Annotated in this window: 20 protein-coding genes; 6 read left to right on the top strand and 14 right to left on the bottom strand. The window is 36.2% G+C overall.

Annotated features, from left to right (window positions below; genetic code table 11):
- Positions 1-148 precede the first annotated feature (148 nt).
- The 3 genes from gerE to MKY70_RS23395 form a co-directional block, all read right to left on the bottom strand.
- Positions 149-373 (bottom strand): spore germination transcription factor GerE, encoded by a 225-nt coding sequence (gene gerE, locus MKY70_RS23385; RefSeq protein ID WP_000659484.1) that lies wholly within the window; start codon positions 371-373, stop codon positions 149-151.
- A gap of 165 nt (positions 374-538) precedes the next feature.
- Positions 539-1,834: a purine/pyrimidine permease gene (locus MKY70_RS23390; RefSeq protein WP_088034129.1), complete on the bottom strand. Its 1,296-nt coding sequence runs from the start codon at positions 1,832-1,834 to the stop codon at positions 539-541.
- A 112-nt stretch (positions 1,835-1,946) separates the two neighbouring features.
- Complete coding sequence (locus MKY70_RS23395) at positions 1,947-3,188, bottom strand: amidohydrolase family protein (RefSeq protein WP_341025801.1); 1,242 nt, start codon at positions 3,186-3,188, stop codon at positions 1,947-1,949.
- 364 nt (positions 3,189-3,552) lie between these two features.
- Here MKY70_RS23395 and MKY70_RS23400 point away from each other — a divergent pair, with 364 nt between their 5' ends.
- On the top strand, positions 3,553-3,738 hold the full coding sequence (locus MKY70_RS23400; RefSeq protein WP_341074611.1) for a PspC domain-containing protein: 186 nt from the start codon (positions 3,553-3,555) through the stop codon (positions 3,736-3,738).
- A 71-nt stretch (positions 3,739-3,809) separates the two neighbouring features.
- Here MKY70_RS23400 and MKY70_RS23405 read toward each other — a convergent pair whose 3' ends face one another.
- Positions 3,810-4,382: a helix-turn-helix domain-containing protein gene (locus MKY70_RS23405; RefSeq protein WP_002034214.1), complete on the bottom strand. Its 573-nt coding sequence runs from the start codon at positions 4,380-4,382 to the stop codon at positions 3,810-3,812.
- Between the two features lie 101 nt (positions 4,383-4,483).
- Here MKY70_RS23405 and MKY70_RS23410 point away from each other — a divergent pair, with 101 nt between their 5' ends.
- Together MKY70_RS23410 and MKY70_RS23415 are read left to right on the top strand one after the other, a co-directional pair.
- Entirely contained in the window at positions 4,484-5,449 is a 966-nt protein-coding gene (locus tag MKY70_RS23410; RefSeq protein ID WP_088034125.1) for a DMT family transporter, read from the top strand.
- Between the two features lie 142 nt (positions 5,450-5,591).
- Positions 5,592-6,257 (top strand): aquaporin, encoded by a 666-nt coding sequence (locus tag MKY70_RS23415; RefSeq protein WP_002067333.1) that lies wholly within the window; start codon positions 5,592-5,594, stop codon positions 6,255-6,257.
- 60 nt (positions 6,258-6,317) lie between these two features.
- Here MKY70_RS23415 and MKY70_RS23420 read toward each other — a convergent pair whose 3' ends face one another.
- From MKY70_RS23420 to MKY70_RS23430, 3 genes are all read right to left on the bottom strand, one after another.
- Entirely contained in the window at positions 6,318-6,749 is a 432-nt protein-coding gene (locus MKY70_RS23420; RefSeq protein WP_002112095.1) for an Rrf2 family transcriptional regulator, read from the bottom strand.
- Between the two features lie 118 nt (positions 6,750-6,867).
- Positions 6,868-8,094, bottom strand: coding sequence for an ABC transporter permease (locus tag MKY70_RS23425; protein ID WP_088034122.1), 1,227 nt, complete (start codon positions 8,092-8,094; stop codon positions 6,868-6,870).
- A gap of 2 nt (positions 8,095-8,096) precedes the next feature.
- Positions 8,097-8,981, bottom strand: a complete 885-nt coding sequence (locus tag MKY70_RS23430) for an ABC transporter ATP-binding protein (protein WP_113734150.1) — start codon at positions 8,979-8,981, stop codon at positions 8,097-8,099.
- A 343-nt stretch (positions 8,982-9,324) separates the two neighbouring features.
- Between MKY70_RS23430 and MKY70_RS23435 the strand changes: the two genes are divergently transcribed.
- On the top strand, positions 9,325-10,152 hold the full coding sequence (locus MKY70_RS23435) for a 5'-nucleotidase, lipoprotein e(P4) family (RefSeq protein ID WP_088034118.1): 828 nt from the start codon (positions 9,325-9,327) through the stop codon (positions 10,150-10,152).
- Between the two features lie 28 nt (positions 10,153-10,180).
- Here MKY70_RS23435 and motB read toward each other — a convergent pair whose 3' ends face one another.
- Complete coding sequence (gene motB / locus MKY70_RS23440) at positions 10,181-10,969, bottom strand: flagellar motor protein MotB (protein ID WP_088034117.1); 789 nt, start codon at positions 10,967-10,969, stop codon at positions 10,181-10,183.
- The gene (gene motA / locus MKY70_RS23445; RefSeq protein WP_044442331.1) at positions 10,959-11,753 is read right to left on the bottom strand and encodes a flagellar motor stator protein MotA; all 795 of its coding nucleotides are present in this window, start codon (positions 11,751-11,753) and stop codon (positions 10,959-10,961) included. Before motA ends, motB begins: the two co-directional genes overlap by 11 nt.
- Before the next feature lie 264 nt (positions 11,754-12,017).
- Here motA and MKY70_RS23450 point away from each other — a divergent pair, with 264 nt between their 5' ends.
- Positions 12,018-12,797 (top strand): M15 family metallopeptidase, encoded by a 780-nt coding sequence (locus tag MKY70_RS23450; RefSeq protein WP_088034114.1) that lies wholly within the window; start codon positions 12,018-12,020, stop codon positions 12,795-12,797.
- A 36-nt stretch (positions 12,798-12,833) separates the two neighbouring features.
- On the opposite strand, the gene MKY70_RS23455 is transcribed toward MKY70_RS23450, so the two are convergent.
- From MKY70_RS23455 to sdhC, 4 genes are all read right to left on the bottom strand, one after another.
- Positions 12,834-13,277 (bottom strand): acyl-CoA thioesterase, encoded by a 444-nt coding sequence (locus tag MKY70_RS23455; protein WP_002015410.1) that lies wholly within the window; start codon positions 13,275-13,277, stop codon positions 12,834-12,836.
- A 245-nt stretch (positions 13,278-13,522) separates the two neighbouring features.
- Positions 13,523-14,284: a succinate dehydrogenase iron-sulfur subunit gene (gene sdhB / locus MKY70_RS23460; RefSeq protein ID WP_002088861.1), complete on the bottom strand. Its 762-nt coding sequence runs from the start codon at positions 14,282-14,284 to the stop codon at positions 13,523-13,525.
- Positions 14,277-16,070: a succinate dehydrogenase flavoprotein subunit gene (sdhA, locus tag MKY70_RS23465; RefSeq protein ID WP_002165022.1), complete on the bottom strand. Its 1,794-nt coding sequence runs from the start codon at positions 16,068-16,070 to the stop codon at positions 14,277-14,279. The genes sdhB and sdhA overlap by 8 nt, the downstream gene beginning before the upstream one ends.
- Positions 16,071-16,083: 13 nt before the next feature.
- The gene (sdhC, locus tag MKY70_RS23470; RefSeq protein ID WP_002015407.1) at positions 16,084-16,710 is read right to left on the bottom strand and encodes a succinate dehydrogenase cytochrome B558; all 627 of its coding nucleotides are present in this window, start codon (positions 16,708-16,710) and stop codon (positions 16,084-16,086) included.
- Between the two features lie 298 nt (positions 16,711-17,008).
- Here sdhC and MKY70_RS23475 point away from each other — a divergent pair, with 298 nt between their 5' ends.
- Entirely contained in the window at positions 17,009-17,458 is a 450-nt protein-coding gene (locus tag MKY70_RS23475; RefSeq protein ID WP_002015405.1) for a YslB family protein, read from the top strand.
- A 115-nt stretch (positions 17,459-17,573) separates the two neighbouring features.
- Here MKY70_RS23475 and uvrC read toward each other — a convergent pair whose 3' ends face one another.
- Positions 17,574-19,358: an excinuclease ABC subunit C gene (gene uvrC, locus MKY70_RS23480; RefSeq protein ID WP_060751130.1), complete on the bottom strand. Its 1,785-nt coding sequence runs from the start codon at positions 19,356-19,358 to the stop codon at positions 17,574-17,576.
- Between the last annotated feature and the right edge of the window lie 92 nt (positions 19,359-19,450).

Genomic DNA, 19,450 nt, shown 5'->3' on the forward strand with positions numbered 1-19,450 from the left:
TTAATAGCGGGAGTTTTATTTCTATATTTTATTTATCGCGTTCTTTATAGCCTTACCTATTTATATATGAAACATTATTATCATTCATACAGAACATGAAACAAACAGAAAAATAGCCGACTCTTCATATAAAAGTCGGCTTCTTCTATTATAGTTCGAGCTCTCCCATACGAAGAAGCTCAACAACTGCTTGTGAACGTCCTTTAACCCCTAGCTTTTGCATTGCATTAGAGATGTGGTTGCGAACTGTCTTTTCACTTATAAAAAGTTCACCTGCAATTTCCTTCGTTGTTTTATCTTGAACGAGTAATTCAAATACTTCTCTTTCTCTCTTTGTGAGTAAAGGTTTAGATTGATACGCTTTTTCCTTCAACTGGTATAACCCTCCTTGCTTAAGCCAGAGCCGTATATGTGTAAGTTGGGTGTTTATTTAGTCAAGATATTGTATGAACGAAATGTGCAGGTGGTGAATAAAAATGGGCTTTATTTCCTATGTTATTTTAGACTTTTATACAGTGCGGACACTCTTTTTATCCACTTACTTTCGAATGCGCCATATTTGTTCTAGCAATATACTTACAACTGTGCCTACGAACAAACCATTTCCGAATATATATTGCATAACAGACGGCAACGATTGGAGTGCTCCAGACGGTAAAAACATAACACCGCAACCAAATAATACCGCAACTCCTAAAATCGTTACATTCCTTTCATTAAGCTCCACTTGTTTTATATTATTTAGCCCAATTCCAATTAGCTGTACGAACGAAGCCATTAAAACTGCAGATGCAACTGCAGATGGTAAAGACGCTAAGTAACGAATGATACTTGGAAAAAGAGACATTACGACTAGTAACGCACATGCCATTAAGAACGATCGTATATATTTTTGTTTTGTTAAGCGTATAAACCCTGCCGTTGCTGGTAACGGAACGACACCTACAGTTGAAAATACAGAGGAAATGATATGTGAAATCCCTCCAACCCACGTTCCATCCTTCAACTGTTTTTGTTCAATAGTCGCTTTATGAATGGTAGCTTGATTAATTGCTATAATAGCTGCCACTGTATTTGAAACTAAAATACATACCATAACGAAACTTGATACAGCCATACCTGTATTCCATTTTGGAATTCCCCACGCGAATATATGTGGAAGTTGCACAAAATGAGTTACTTGAGATGGGATCGTCACTTTTCCTGCAATGAGAAAAATAATCCAGCCACTAATTAACCCTATTAAAACCGCATAACTTTTAACAAACCCTTTTCCGAAGTTGGAGAGTATGACTACGAATAAAAATATGCCAAAAGCAATTAATGCTGTAAATCCATCAATTTGAGAAACAGTAGCTGTAATTCCTAGCATTCCTTTTAAAAATACACCACTTAATTGTAAACATAATAAAAGTAAGAACGTCCCTGTCACGAGCGGCGTAAATAAAAATAAAATACGCCCGATAACTCCCGTTACTCCTAGCCCTATTAAAACAACTCCCGCAACCATCATTCCTAATTCTAAAATTTGCAATGTACTATGTAATTGATCCTGCCCTACAGTTGCATAAGCAAGCACGGTAAATACACCAACCCAAGATCCAGCTGGTCCATCCGCAATCGGAAGCTTATGTCCAAGCCATCCTTGTAAAAAAGAAGATATACCAACTACGAAAAACGTACGCTGCATTAAATAAAATACTTCTTCCGTCGTAAGATGAAATAATCCGCCAACGACAATTGGTAGCGCGATTGAGTTTGCTAATAAAAAAATAAACCATTGCAAAGTTCCCATAATATGATTTTGATTATGTTGATTGTCCAAACTTTTCATCCCTTCTTGCTTCCTTATAAGGAAGTATAGTACTTCCCTGTTTCTACTAAATAAAAAAGAAGGGTTCTATTTTCACAATTAGAACCCTTCTCAAAACATCTAAACGATTCTTCTATACAAGATTATCAGATTTCACTTGATCTAAATCCCCTATAACAACATTCCCTTTATACATAACTACACGCTTCTCTGTTTGACGAGCCACTGCTTCCGCGGAGCATGTTGCATTCGTTAAAACAAAACTTGCCTCATCCCCTACATTCGGCCACACTCGTTTCCCTTCATTATTTAACGTTTCTTTCCCTCCAGTAATAAAACGAAGAGCTTTCCCTAAAGACCTTTCATCACTCCAACCAAATCGTTCTGCCAATCGATTTGCCTTTTGAAGCATATCACCTGTGCCGAACGGAGACCAATGATCTGTAATACTATCATTTCCTAATGAAACTTTAACTCCTTTTCGATCTAATAATGGAATTGGGATTACTTGTTTACCGATTGGAACAGTTGAAGTGATATCAATCTTTAATGCTGCTAGTCTTTCTGCCACTTCTTCAGCTTCTTTATCAGTAACACCACCAAGTCCAAGCGCATGACTAATTGTTACACGACCTTGCCATCCTGCTTCTTCCGTTAGACTTGCCAATCTCTTCATTGTAAACGTTCCAAGGTTATTTGCATCATGCAAATGAATATCAACATCCGCGTTAAATTCTACCGCAATGTCCATAATCGTATGTAATGATTTTTCAATATCATTATCTACTGTAGCAGGGTCCACTCCGCCAACTAATTGTGCGCCCATACGCATCGCATCTTTCACAAGTTGCATAGAATTACTTCGCAATAATCCATGTTGCGGAAATGCAACTATTCTACCAGACAACCGATCTTTATATGTTCCTAAAGCCGCTAACGTTGCCTCTAAATTACGAAGTCCAATAACCGGATCCACATTACAATGCGTTCTAATATTTGTTGCGCCATTTCGAAGCAATAACTCTAGCATATTTTCCGCCCTGTCTTGAGCAGTTGCTAATTGCTTTGGTAAAATCGTTTTTTCTTCATTAAAACGTGTAAAAATATTTTCTGCTGGCATACAAGCTTTCCAAGGCCCACTATAATATGTTTTATCAATATGAATATGCATCTCTTCAAAAGCTGGTAAAACTAATAAACGATTAGCATCAAAAGTTAACGTTCCTTCCTCTTGGGCGATTCCCGATATAATTCTTTTAATTCGCCCATCTTCAATAAGAAGACTGCATATCTCAGTTTCCGTTTGTGAAATTTTCGCTTCTTCATATGTATAACCTGTTTCAAGCTTTACATTAGTCAACCAATATAATGTCATTACCATTTCCCCACCTTATATTAGAAAATACGTCACACCCTCATTTTCATTTTAATACCAACTGAAAATTAAGACAATTAATCCACTGTATTGTCCTTTCACAAAAAAATGTAATATAACCTAATGGTCTTCTCATAAAGTGAAACTATAATCAGTGGGGGGGTTCATCCCCCACTGATTATTAGCCTTCACCAATCGGGCGTTTACGGGCAATTGATCTCCCACCTAACTTCTTTGCTTCAGCCGAATTTTGAGGTGGGAGTTTTACTGCCCACAAATAGCGGGATAAATTTCCATATAGAATAAAAGTACACTGTATCACTCATACATAACAGCGGTGATATAAAAAGGAGAGGATCATAATATGTCGAAGAGGTTATATAAATCCGAAACTGATAAAATATTATTTGGTATATGCGGTGGTTTAGGAGAATATTTTGATATTAGCTCTACTCTCATTCGCATACTTTGGATCATTGCTATTTTATGTTTTGGGACGGGGTTTTTAGTTTATTTTATTTGTTTATTACTTATGCCACGCTCTTACTAATAACATTCTTTCATATATTTGAGCATAGCGTATAAAAAATCCCCTATAGATTTTTCTATAGGGGATTTTTTTCATGAAGAATATTTCATCGTTAAATGTAATACCGCTACTTCATCCTCTTCATTTTTATAACTATGTTTCTTATTAGCTTCAAACTGAATGGAGTCAAACTCATTTAGCACATATACGTCATTCTCAACTTGAATCGAAACTTTCCCTTTCATTACTGTTACAAGCTCAATTGCTCCTTCATGATGAGCTTCCGGTTCATATATACTATTCGCTCTTAAACAAGCACGGTGCATTTCCATCCCTGTTTCTTTCGTGTAACGGAACATCGTTTCTAAATGCCATGCTTGTCCTACATCTACCGCAAATCCTTCTCCGCAGCGCGCAACAGCTACAGGTTCTCCAACAACCATTAATCTCGATAAAGGAATCGATAACCCTTTCGTTATTTTCCAAATGACAGCTAACGTTGGATTCGTTTCGCCTCTCTCAATTTTCCCTAATGTTAATTTACTAACCCCTGTTTTTTGGGCTAATTCTTCTAAACTTAATTTTTGTTCATTTCGAATTTGTCTTAATAGCTGACCTACTTGCTGAATTACTTCTTTCGTTTGCATATCTTCATTTTCTTTCATATATAAAAACCACCTTAAAATATAAAATAGTTTACTTTTATTAACTTTAAATATATTATACTATACATAAATACTCAATTCCGAAAGGAGTGCCATACTTCATGCGCGCAATATTACTAGGTCTTTTATCATCGGCCTTTTTTTCTGCAACCTTTATTATTAACAGAGCAATGAATGTATCTGGAACAAGCTGGGCTTGGACTGCTTCCTTCCGTTTTCTATTTGCTCTCCCTATTTTATTCCTTATCGTTTTATTTCGCAAAAACTTAGGAGCTTTATGGGAAGAATTAAAAAAACATCCATTTGTATGGATCGGGTGGGGCTCTGTCGCTGGCATCGGCTTCTATTCTTTATTAAGTTTCGCAGCTGTTTTTTCTCCAGCTTGGCTCGTTGCTGGAACTTGGCAAGTTACGATATTAGCAGGTTTACTTTTATCGCCACTATTCTTCATTAAAATAGAAACAAAATCAGGTACAAAACTTGTACGTGGAAAAATCCCACTGCGCAGTTTATACGTCGCTTTATTTATTTTACTTGGTGTACTTTGTATGCAAGCTACTGAAGCGGGTCATATTACAATGACTCAATTCATTTCTGGTTTTTTACCTGTCGTTTTAGCAGCTTTCTTATATCCCTTCGGTAACCGAAAAATGATGGAACTTGTTGGCGGGCGTCTTGATACATTCCAACGTGTATTAGGAATGGCAATCGGAAGTCTCCCTATTACAATTCTACTTGCTATATACGGATTTTCCACTACCGGTATTCCATCATCAAGTCAAATGATGCAAGGATTTTTGTTAGCATTATGTTCCGGAGTTATTGCGACGATGACATTTTTCTTTGCTACTGACTTAGCAAAAAACAATCTTGCTTTACTTGGAGCTGTTGAAGCAACACAAGCTGGAACGATGGTCTTCACTGTGCTTGGTGAGATTATTTTCTTAAATGGTTCATTCCCTAGCGGTCTGTCACTGATTGGGATGATTATTATAATGTTAGGAATGGTCGTAAATAGTGTTTTAAACCGTTCTACTCCAGTCATTAAACAAAAAAAATCAGCATAAAAATAGATATGGTTCTTCTCTATAGAACCATATCTATTTTTATTGTCTCCCTATTTCGCCTTATCAGAATAGTATTTTATTAGCTGTTTATACTAAAACTTATGTTATAATACGTTTCATGTGCATTATTAGGAGGTAAATTATGTTAAAAAAAGCAATTGCTGAATTTATTGGTACGTTTGTACTTGTATTATTCGGAACTGGAGTAGCTGTCATTGGTGGCGGAATTGAAGGAATTGGAACGTTAGGTATCGCTATGGCTTTCGGATTATCTATCGTGGCTATGGCATATAGCATTGGAACAATTTCTGGATGTCATATTAATCCAGCAGTATCAATCGCTATGTTCATCAACAAAAGAATGAACGCTATGGAACTTAGCTATTATTTATTAGCCCAAATTTTAGGTGGTTTATTAGGAACTGCAACGTTAGTAACAATTTTACGATCTGCTAAATTACCTTTAGATAATTTAGGACAAAATAGTTTTGGAACTCTTGGTTTATCTGGAGCATTTTTAGTTGAATTCATTTTAACTTTCGTATTTGTTTTAGTTATCGTTGCTGTAACAGGTAAAAAGGGAAGTTCTTCTTTAGCTGGACTAGTAATTGGTTTCACATTAGTATTAATTCACTTATTAGGTATTCCGTTAACTGGAACATCTGTTAACCCAGCTCGTAGTATCGCACCAGCTCTATTCGCTGGCGGAGAAGCAATTTCTCAACTATGGGTGTTCATCGTTGCCCCAATTTTTGGTGGTATCGTAGCAGCTGTTGTAGGAAAGTTTATTTTAAATACTGAAAAATAGAATTTTCAATATTTCCGAATAAAAAAAGGCGAGCCCTCATCATGAGGAAGCTCGCTTTTTTTATTCTTTAATTTTCGACTTTAAATTTGTAACTAACTGCTGCACCGTTACATTTGCAAGTACGTTTTCCATCGCTTCTTGCGATTGTATTAAAACAATCTCTAATACCGATTGAATATTAGCTCCTACTGGACATTCAATGTTGGGATTTTCATGGAAAGAAAATAGATGTCCTTCTTCTACAACTTCCACAGCTTTATATACATCAAGTAATGTAATTTCATCTAAATCACGAGCAAGTGTCGTACCACCTTTACCAGCTTGTACATCAACAAGTCCCGCTCTCTTCAACATTCCTGTAATGCGACGAATCACAACTGGATTTGTATTCACACTACCAGCAATCCATTCAGAGGTACAGCGAGAGTTTCGATCTATTGCAAGTAACGTTAACATATGAACACCTACTGTAAAACGACTACTAATTCCCATCTGCACACCCTCCTTTTTATTCATTCTATTAAAAGACGACTCTTATTATTATATACTATTTTTAATTTATACATAAAGAAAAAGCATGATTCCATTAGAAAATCATGCTTTTCTCTCCTTATTGACGCTTTATAAATTTCGCTAAATCTTTAAATTTCACTTTTTCTGAGTAATTCATTACACCATTTACGTAAATGCGGCTTGTAACAGCACTTAATATACCGATTGTTGTTAAAAGAACCGCCATTGTTATCGTAATTTCTAACATACCAGCTTCACCAGCTACAAAGCGTGAGAATGTGATCATCGGGCTGAAGAATGGAACGTAAGAACTTACAACAACAACAGTACTATTTGGATCACCTAGCGATTTAATACTTATAAAGAACGCGGCCATTATTAAAATCGATACTGGCAATATAACACCTTGTAAATCCTCAGTCCTAGAGACAACCGCTCCAGCAGCCGCATACATCATCGCATAAAGGAAATATCCTGTAACAAAATAAATAAGGAACATACCGATAACTTGTGCATCTATCTTTGTAAAATCAATTGGCGCTCCAAATAATGAACCATTTTCTAAATCTACCCATCCTAGTAACCAAGGAACCAAGTAACCACATGCCAATATGGCAAGTTGTAATAACGCCGTTGAAACAACCGCTAAAATTTTCGCATACATCATCGTAAGTGGTTTTACTTTCGGAATCATAACTTCCATAACGCGAGAAGCTTTTTCAGAAGCAATATTCATCGCAATTGTACTTCCGAACATGACAATAAACATATACAAAGCAAATGTAAAGAAATATGCGATTCCTGCGGAAGCAGAACGATCTTTTATCGCTTCTTGTTTCACAGAAATTTCGGTTTGCAATTGCTGTGCAATTTCCGGTGAAACATTATGTTTAGCAATTGTTACCGCCGTATATTGCGCTTTTAAATAACTAGCTATAATTGTAGAAGTTGTTTCACTAGGTAACTTATTAAACATATACGTAACTTCTGGAACTCCATTCTTTTCCGTCACATGGAATAGACCATCTAAATCGCCTTCTTCTACTTGCTTATGCAGTTTATCAAAATCACCCTTTGAACCGACCGTTATTTTTGCTGATGGCAATAGCTTATTTAGCTCTTCTTTTTGTACTTTGTATGTGGAGCTCTCTACTACAACTGCAATTTTATCTTTATCCTTATTTTTATCATCGCCTGAAGTAAAATGATTAAATGCAAAAATCCCAAACACAACTAAAAATAAAATCGCACTCGTAATTAATGATTTTTTAGATAAAAATGCTTCTTTAAAATAAAATGAAAATACATGAGAAAATTTACGCATCTTTATTTCGCCCTCTCTACAAAGATTTCGTTTAACGTCGGCTCTAACATTTTAAATTGTCGTAAACCAACACCTTGTTCTTGCAATTGTTGCAAAATCTTTAGAGCTTCTGCATCATCTTGTACTTTCACATAAAGAAGGCCTTGTTGTTTTTCATACGGGACATGTATAGCTTCTAATCCCTTTTCATTCTCTTTTGTATCTTCGATTGTTAAATTACGAAAACCGTATTCTTTCTTAATATCACTTAATTGTCCTTCTACGACTGCTTCACCTTTTTTCAAAATACATACATGTTGGCAAAAAGCCTCTACTTGCTCCATACGGTGACTAGATAAAATAATTGTCTTTCCGCTCTGTACTTGTTCTCCAATAATACTAGCCAACATTCCAGCATTAACTGGATCAAGTCCGCTAAATGGTTCATCCAAAATAAGAAGTTCTGGATCATGAAGAAGAGCAGCAATCAATTGAATTTTTTGCTGATTCCCTTTTGAAAGTTCTCCTGCTGTTTTGAATTTATATTCTGGGATTGCTAAGCGCTCTAACCAGTAATCAATTGCAAGATCTACTTCTTTTTTCGTCATTCCTTCTAATCTACCAAAATATCGCAACTGGTCTATTACTCTACTTTTTGTATATAATCCTCTTTCTTCTGGTAAATATCCAATTGTTACCCCGCTATCACCAAATGATTTTCCATCCCACGTAATAGAACCTTCATTTGGCGTTAATAAACCTAGTAACATTTTAATTGTCGTTGTTTTCCCTGCACCATTTCGGCCAAGTAACCCTAACACTTCACCTTTCGGTAACGAGATTTGCAAACCATTAACCGCTTTAGATTCTCCGAATATTTTTGTTAAGTTTTGAATTTGTAAACTCAATGTATAAAGCCTCCCCTTTAGTATCATTCGTACTCTCTATTAAAGACTATGATTGTTCGAAATAAAATATAGTACTATATTTCAATCTTTTATACGTATCATGATCACCCATCCACCATTTGTTTTATTTAGTTAAAATTGTAAATAATAAAGATATATTTGTCAATTATAATTGTCATTTCGACAATAAAACACGTCAAATCACTTTTTGTTATTTTTCCCATCTTTCTAATATAGGACATACTACTATATATATAAAAGACAATATGCAAATGTTCATAAAAAAAATTTTATATTTTAATATATAATATAAGATGATTTTCTAACATCGAGGAGGATACATATGAAGATGAAGAGGGGTATTACCAGTTTATTATCTATAGCCGTTCTTTCCACATCGCTTGTAGCATGTTCAGGAACAGCTGAGAAAACAGTGGCAAAAGAAGAGAAAGTACAATTAACAGACCAGCAATTGATGGCCGATTTATGGTATCAGACAGCTGGCGAAACGAAAGCACTTTACTACCAAGGCTACAATATTGGTCAATTAAAGCTTGATGCAGCTCTTGCAAAAGGGACAGAAAAAAAACCTGCTATCGTACTTGATCTAGATGAAACTGTTTTAGATAACAGTCCTCATCAAGCAATGAGCGTAAAAACAGGAAAAGGCTATCCTTATAAATGGGACGATTGGATTAATAAGGCTGAAGCTGACGCTCTTCCAGGCGCTATTGATTTCTTAAAATATACAGAGTCTAAAGGTGTAGATATTTACTACATCTCAAATCGTAAAACAAATCAACTAGATGCAACAATTAAAAACCTTGAGCGCGTAGGTGCTCCTCAAGCGACGAAAGAACATATATTACTACAGGACCCGAAAGAAAAAGGGAAAGAAAAGCGTCGTGAACTTGTTTCTCAAACACATGACATCGTCCTATTCTTCGGTGACAACTTATCTGATTTCACTGGTTTTGATGGAAAATCTGTGAAAGATCGCAATGAAACAGTAGCAGAATCAAAAGCACAATTTGGTGAGAAATTCATCATTTTCCCTAATCCAATGTACGGTGATTGGGAAGGTGCTCTATATGACTATAATTTCAAAAAATCAGATGCAGAAAAAGACAAAATCCGTCGTGACAATTTAAAATCATTTGATGCAAAATAACAAAGAGGATGGCCTTCGCCATCCTCTTTTATTGCATATTTCTTGTTAAAGGTAAAATAAATACTTCTACACGTCTATTTTTCGCTTTTCCTTCTGGCGTATCATTTGGTGCAATTGAACGGTATTCTCCATAACCAACTGCACTAAATTTTTCTGGTTGCAATTCTTTATTTTGGAGTAACACCTGCATAAAATTAACTGCACGCTGTGTACTTAACTCCCAGTTTGATGCAAACTGAGCATTTGCGATAGGAACCGTATCTGTATGACCCGACACTGTAATTTCACGAGGTGATGCTGAAACAAGTAGGTTAGACATCTCTTTTGCAATCCCTAACGATTCCAACTTCACATCTGCTTTCCCTGAATCAAATAGTACATTTTCTAATATCGTTAACATTAATCCTTTTTCAGTTAACTTAGTTTGAAAAGAAGAGGATAGTTGTTTCTCATTAATATATTGATCAATCTTTTTTTGTAATGCTTTCAACTCATCCATTTCTTTTTTTTCTTTAGCTCTATCTTCCGCTTGTTTTTTTGCTTGTTCTGCCTCAAGGCTATTTGCTGATAATTCTTTTTCCTCATTTGGTTTTTGATCGCTTAAAAATTCTTTATTTCCTGTTCCACCGGCTAACTCACTTCGAAAAGCAACTGCCATCTGTTTAAACTTCGCAGCATCTATACTACTCATTGCGAATAATACGATGAACAATGCAAATAACAACGTTAACATATCAGAATACGGAATTAACCAAGTTTCATCAATATGCTCTTCATGTTTTTTCTTTTTGCCTCTTCTATTTTTCTTACTCCGCATTTTTTTCCGCTCCTTTTTCTAGCTTCCTACGCTCAGTTGCAGAAAGCGCACCTAAAATGCGGTTTTTCATAATAAACGGATATGTACCTTCTTGTAACATTAATAAACAATCAATAATTAAACGTTTCTTCTCTAATTCAGCAGCAGACTTTTGCTTCAATTTGTTTGCAAATGGATGCCATAATACGTAACCTGAAAAAATACCGAAAATCGTTGCAATAAACGCACCCGAAATAGCATGCCCTAGCTTTTCAATATCAGTTAAATTTCCAAGTGCAGCTACAAGACCAATAACAGCACCTAAAACCCCTAGTGTAGGTGCATATGTACCAGCTTGCGAAAAAATAGCAGCCCCTTTTGCATGTCTCTCTTCAATCGCTTCTAATTCGGCTTCTAAAATTTGTTCTAAATCCTCTGCAGATACACCATCAATAACAAATTTCATACCACGCAAAAGAAATTCATCTTCAATTTCATCTAATTGTTGCTCTAAAGACAAAATACCGTATTTTCTACTCTCAGATGTCCAATGAACAAATAATTCTAGCAATTGTTCATAACTTAGATCTTTTTTATTTGAACCAAAAAGAACTTTAAATAATTTTGGAACTTTTTTTAGTTGATTCATCGGAAATGCAATACACACTGCAGCAAATGTACCGACGAAAATAATTAGTGCTGCGGCAGGATTTAGTAAGGCTGTTATGTCAGCGCCCTTGACGACCATCCCTACGACTACCGCTAATACTCCTAAAATGATTCCAATAATTGTTGCAAAATCCATTCCCATTCACTCCTAGTCTATACCAGAGGTCTTTTATTCTCGATAATCGCTACATCTTCTTATATACATATATTACATAAAAAATGAACTTCATGAAAGATAAGAAATGAATTATATGAAAAAATACTACAATTTCACACATTTTCTGACATTTTCTTTGCGTTTTTATTACGTTATGACTCTTATATTTCTTTTTCAATAAACTAGACTTATAATAAATGCGATACATATTTTATTAAGAAAGGACAGTGATTACAAGGTATCATGAAAAAGATAATAATTATTTCTGCCATTACTATTGTAATCGGTATCACATCTTTCGCTTACTTTGCTTCTAAATCACCACTGCAAAATGAGGCGAAAGCTGTCGAAAGTCAAAAACATAGTAACCATCCAAAAGAAGAGATTCCTGCTTTTCCAAAAGCTGATCATAACGCAAAGAAACTAGATAATAATTTTTCCGTTGTAACAAATCCAGATTCTGCTCTTGTATTAGTCAATAAACATCGTAAATTACCAGATGGGTACATTCCAGAAGATTTAACGAAACCGAACGTACCATTTACTAGTCCAAAAGATAAAGAGAAAACATTACTTCGCAAAGATGCTGCAGACGCTCTTGAAAAAATGTTCCAAGCAGCGAAAGAAGAAGGTTTAGAACTTACAGCAGTTTCAGGTTACCGTTCTTACAAACGCCAACAGTCATTACATAATACATATATTAAACGCCAAGGAAAAGCTGAGGCTGATTCGGTAAGTGCAATTCCTGGAACAAGTGAGCATCAAACTGGTCTAGCAATGGATATTAGCTCAAAATCTGCCAAATTCCAATTAGAACCAATTTTCGGAAAGACAGCAGAAGGAAAATGGGTTGCAGAACATGCCCATGAGTTCGGATTTGTCATTCGTTATTTAGAGGATAAAACAGAGACAACAGAATATTCATATGAACCGTGGCACTTACGCTACGTTGGCAATCCATATGCCGCATACATATATAAGCACCACCTAACATTAGAAGAGGCAACGAAGGACAAAAAATAAGAGAGCGAATCGCTCTCTTATTTTTCTTTTATTCTATTATTGTAATAATTCCTTCCATTCTTCAGGCCACGGTTCGCCTCTTCCAGTTTTTTTCGATGCTTGGACCATCATACCGCGTCCAACTAAACAAACTTCTCCTTCTGCATTTTTGACCATATAGTGTAAATCTAAAGAGGAATTCCCAACCGCTCCCGCCTTTACATATACTTTCAACTGCTCATCAAAATAAATTTGTTTAATAAAATTGCATTGTAGATCTGCGACGACTATCATCGTTTCTGATGATTCATGTGTCCATTCTTGCATAAATCCGAGTTCTTTAAACAATGCGATACGCGCTTCTTCAAAATATGTAAAAGCAACGACATTATTTACATGTCCAAACATATCTACTTCACCAAAACGAACTTTGACAGGATTATAAAATGAAAAACCACTTTCCCATTGCTCAAAGTCTTCAATATAAGAAATTCTCTTCATCGTTCCCTCTCCTTTTCGCCCTTAAAATAAAGTGAAACTTTAATCAGTGGGGGTTTTGTTCATCCCCCACTGATTATTAGTTGAACCAATCGGGCGTTTACGGGCAGTTGATCTCCCACCTAGCTTCTTTGCTCCACCTGAATTTTGAGGTGGGAGTTTTACTGCCCGTTAATGCGGGATAAACAGAATAAACAGAAATATAAAGTTATAAATATTGCCTCTTCAACATGAAGAGGCAATATTTATTAATAGTTATTGTCGCTACCAAAGAAATCTTTGAACGATTGAATTGTTGTATCACGGTTTAATGCTGCAATTGAAGTTGTTAATGGAATACCTTTCGGACATGATTGCACACAGTTTTGAGAGTTACCACAGTTTGCAAGTCCTCCATCACCCATAATTGCACGTAAGCGATCTGCTTTATGCATTTCACCAGTTGGATGCGAGTTAAATAAACGCGCTTGTGAAAGCGGTGCTGGTCCAATAAAGTCAGACTTACTGTTTACGTTCGGACATGACTCTAAGCAAACACCACATGTCATACATTTCGAAAGTTCATATGCCCATTGACGCTTTTTCTCTGGCATTCTTGGACCTGGCCCTAGGTCGTACGTACCGTCGATTGGAATCCAAGCTTTAACACGTTTTAACGCGTTAAACATACGGCTACGGTCAACTTGTAAATCACGTACAATCGGGAATGTCTTCATCGGCTTTAAGCGAATTGGTTGCTCTAACTGGTCAATAAGAGCTGTACATGATTGACGTGGTTTTCCGTTAATCACCATCGAACAAGCACCACATACTTCTTCTAAACAGTTCATATCCCATGCAATCGGAGTCGTCTGGTTTCCTTTTGAATCAACAGGATTACGACGAATTTCCATCAGTGCCGAAATAATGTTCATATTTGGACGATATGGAATTTCAAACTCTTGATCAAACTCTTGTGCATCTGGTCCATCTTGTCTCGTAATGATGAGGCGGATTGTTTTCTCAGACATGTTGCTTATCCCCCTTCTCTTCACCCTTAGCAGCTACATCATGTTTTGAGGAATAGTCACGTTTACGTGGTTTAATTAATGAAACATCCACTTCTTCGTAATGGAATGCTGGTGCCTTTCCTTCTCCCTCAAATTTCGCCATCGTAGTTTTTAAGAAGTTTGCATCATCACGATTTGGGAATTCTGGTTTGTAATGCGCTCCGCGGCTTTCATTACGGTTATATGCGCCAATTGTAATAACACGTGCTAACTCGAACATATTTGCAAGTTGGCGTGTAAATGAAGCACCCTGGTTACTCCATCTTGCTGTATCGTTAATGTTAATGCGTTTGTAACGCGCCATTAACTCTTCAATTTTCGCATCAGTTTCTAGTAACTTTTTATTTTCACGAACTACTGTAACGTTATCTGTCATCCATTCTCCAAGCTCTTTATGAAGAACATATGCATTTTCGTTACCATCAAGCGTTAAAATATTGTTAAATTTCTCTGTTTCGATTAATTCATTTTGCTCATATACAGTAGTTGAAACAGCATCAGATGATTTAGAAAGACCTTTCATATACTCAATTGCGTTCGGTCCTGCTACCATACCACCGTAAATTGCTGATAATAATGAGTTCGCACCAAGGCGGTTACCACCGTGCATAGAATAATCACACTCACCTGCTGCAAATAAACCTGGAATACTTGTCATTTGCTTATAATCAACCCATAATCCGCCCATTGAATAGTGAACCGCTGGGAAGATTTTCATTGGTAGTTTACGAGGATCATCACCTGTAAATTTCTCATAGATTTCAATAATTCCACCAAGTTTAATATCTAGTTCTTTCGGATCTTTATGAGAAAGATCTAAGTACACCATGTTTTCACCGTTAATACCTAGTTTTTGCTCTACGCAAACATCAAAGATTTCACGCGTTGCAATATCACGAGGTACAAGGTTTCCGTAAGCTGGATATTTTTCTTCTAAGAAGTACCATGGCTTACCATCTTTATACGTCCAAACACGTCCACCTTCACCACGTGCAGATTCACTCATAAGACGTAACTTATCGTCTCCAGGAATTGCCGTTGGATGAATTTGAATGAACTCACCGTTCGCATAATATGCACCTTGTTGATATACAGCAGACGCTGCTGTACCTGTATTAATAATAGAGTTTGTTGATTTTCCAAAGATGATACCAGGGCCCCCTGTTGCCATAATCACGGCATCAGCTTGGAAACTTTTTATCTCCATAGTTTGTAAGTCTTGCGCGACGATTCCTCGGCACACACCTTCATCATCTACAACAGCTCGTAAGAAATCCCAACCTTCATATTTCGTTACAAGTCCTGCTACTTCATGACGACGTACTTGCTCATCTAATGCATATAGTAATTGTTGACCAGTTGTTGCGCCAGCAAATGCTGTACGGTGATGTTGTGTTCCACCGAAACGACGGAAATCCAGAAGTCCTTCTTCCGTACGGTTGAACATAACACCCATGCGATCCATTAAATGAATAATACCAGGTGCTGCATCACACATCGCTTTAACTGGTGGTTGGTTCGCTAAGAAGTCCCCACCATAAATTGTATCGTCAAAGTGGATCCATGGAGAATCCCCTTCACCTTTTGTATTTACGGCACCGTTAATTCCACCTTGGGCACATACAGAATGTGAACGTTTTACTGGTACTAAAGAAAATAGTTCAACATTTACTCCTGCTTCTGCCGCTTTAATCGTTGCCATTAAGCCGGCCAAGCCACCGCCGACTACTATAAGTTTCCCTTTCATGCTCTCCCACTCCTTACTGGTTTGCTAGCTGTGGATCGATGAACGCTAATAATGCACTCACACCTACATAAGATAGACCTAAGAAAATAGCTAATGTTACATAAGTAGAGATTCTTTGTGAACGTGGAGATACTGTAATTCCCCAGCTTATACAGAATGTCCATAGTCCATTTGCAAAGTGGAAAATTGTTGAAACAACACCAACTAAATAGAAACCAAACATAAATGGGTTGTTTAAAATATCTGCCATCATATCATAGTTTACCTCTTTACCTAACAATGCTTGAATACGAGTTTCCCAGACGTGCCAAGAAATGAAGATCAGCGTAACGATACCTGAAATTCGTTGGAAGACGAACATCCAGTTACGGAAATAGCCGTAAGATACCGCATTGTTCTTAGCTGTAAATGCAATATATAAGCCATATATAGCATGGTACAGTATAGGTAAAAAGATGATGAAAATTTCTAGCGCATACCGGAATGGAAGGAGCTCCATAAAGCCTGCAGCTTTGTTAAAAGCCTCTGCTCCTCTTGTTGCAAAGTTGTTTACAATTAAATGTTGCGTCAAAAAGACACCAACCGGAATGACCCCCATTAATGAGTGCCACTTACGAAACGTATACTCGCGGCCTTTCATGTCCCCATTACCCCCTTGAATGTTTGACTGCTGTTTTCAGATTAATTTACAACAATAATGTTTTTTCACTATTGGCATAAGAAAAACTGAAAAAATTATTCAAAATATTTCAGCATAATTTAATACCAAGTTCATTTTACCCCTATTTTTGTCGAAGCGTCAAGAAAACGTATACATAATTTGCATATAATTTGCCAATTCTTTTTTTTTCTTATATATTCAGATTTCCCCAAAGAAAAATCTATTTTTATAAATGAAAAATGTTATATAATAATCCCTATAGAAAGAGGGGAATATTGTGAGCAAAAATACAATCGATATAACATCTTTAGAAGATGTTTCATTGAACGCCTTCGCTTATGAATTGCTACGTGAAGAATTACTACCTGATTTAATTGGTAACGATTTAGATGGTATTTTATACTGGGCCGGTAGAAACCTTGCGAGAAAATATCCGCTAGAAACAATTGAAGAAGTCATTCAGTTTTTTGAAAAAGCTGGTTGGGGCACTTTAAGTATCATTGAACATAAACGTCGTGAAATGCAGTTTCAACTTAAAGGTACACTTATTACTGAGCGTCAAAAACAAAAAAGACATTCATCTTATCAATTAGAAGCTGGATTTATCGCCGAGCAAATTCAAAGACAAAGAAACGTCGTTGCAGAGTCCTATGAGGAACAGAAAAAGCGTTCAGACTCTATTACATTTCTTGTTAAATGGGATATAAAAGATCTCATTGAAGTGTAGCATCTACTTACAGTCAACTAGACATATAAGTTTAGTTGACTTTTTTGTATATTCATTTAGGTGCGTTTATTTTAAATCTTCAGAAATTATACCAAAAAACAGAAGACGTTGTAAACTACAACGTCTTCTTATCTGTTAAATAAGTATAAATTGTCTCCGCTACATTTTTCGGCATACCTGCTTCGACAAATTCCGATATGGAAGCTTCTTTCATCTTTTTTAATGAACCAAAATGTTTTAGCAATACCTTTTTTCGTTTATCGCCGATTCCTGGAATATCATCCAATGCTGATTGAATGACCGATTTCCCGTGCAACTGGCGATGGAATGTAATTGCAAATCTATGCACTTCATCTTGAATGCGTTGCAATAAATAAAATTCTTGGCTATTCCTCTCAAGCATCACAGGTTCAGGTGGATCTCCAATAATTAAATGGGAGGTTTTATGTTTGTCATCTTTTACAAGCCCTGCCATCGGAATATATAAACCGAGTTCGTTCTCCAAAACATCACTTGTAGCGGCCAGATGGCCTTTTCCACCATCAATAATGATTAAATCTGGTAAAGGTAAATTCTCTTTAAGCGCCCTCGTATAACGGCGTCTTACAACTTCCCTCATAGATTCGTAATCATCAGGACCTTGAACCGTTTTAATTTTATATTTCCGATATTCTTTCTTTGCTGGTTTCCCATCGATAAAAGCAATCATTGCGGAAACGGGATTTGTCCCTTGAATATTCGAGTTATCAAACGCTTCAATACGATATGGGGTTTCAATGCCCAGCTGCTTCCCTAAATTATCAATGGCTTTAACCGTCCGCTCTTCATCACGTTCAATTAAGTGAAATTTCTCTTCTAGTGCAATTTTTGCGTTTTTATTTGCTAATTCTACAAGGTCTTTTTTCTTCCCACGCTTCGGCTGTGTCGCTTCAACTTCTAAAAAGCGCTCTACTAATTCTGAATCTATACTTCCTGGAACAACAATTTCCTTCGGCTTGAAATGACTACTGTTTTCATAAAATTGACCGATAAAAGTTAAAAATCCCTCTTCTGGTTCATCATAAATCGGGAACATAGAAACATCACGTTCAATTAGCTTTCCTTTTCGAACGAAGAAAACTTGAACACACATCCACCCTTTATCAACTGCATATCCAAACACATCACGATCCACTAAATCACTCATAATCATCTTTTGCTTTTCCATAATTGCATCAATATGAGCAATTTGATCTCGCAACTCTTTCGCCCGTTCAAATTCTAGCTTTTCTGAAGCCTCATACATCTTCGTTTCTAATTCTGAACGAATTTCTTTATGCCCACCGTTTAAGAATTTAATAATTTCATCAACAATTTCTTTGTTTTGCTCATCCGTTACTTCTTTCACACAAGGTGCTAAACATTGACCCATATGATAATACAAGCAAACTTTATCTGGCATATTTGAACATTTACGAAGTGGATACATACGATCTAATAATTTCTTTGTTTCATGTGCCGATTGCGCATTTGGATAAGGCCCAAAGTACTTTCCTTTATCCTTTTTTACATTTCGCGTAATGAGTAAGCGCGGCTGTTTTTCAGCTGTAATTTTAATGAAAGGATATGTTTTATCATCTTTTAATTGAATATTATATTTTGGATCATATTTTTTTATTAAATTTAACTCTAAAATAAGAGCCTCCAAATTTGAGGAAGTCACAATATATTCAAAATCAACAATTTCTCCAACAAGCCGAAGTGTTTTCCCATCATGCGAACCAGTAAAGTACGAGCGCACACGATTTTTGAGTACCTTTGCTTTTCCGACATATATAACCGTTCCCTGCTTATCCTTCATTAAATAACAACCAGGTTGATCGGGCAAAATTGCTAACTTCTCTTTTAAATGCTCGTGCACTCGTCTCCCTCCATTTCTACATGCTTATGCTTATCATTTTTATTTTCACATAAAAACATACTATGCCAAAACACCCAACATACGTTCTTTTA

This window comes from Bacillus sp. FSL R9-9492, from assembly GCF_038007365.1.
In the GTDB taxonomy this organism is placed as follows: Bacteria; Bacillota; Bacilli; order Bacillales; family Bacillaceae_G; genus Bacillus_A; species Bacillus_A mycoides.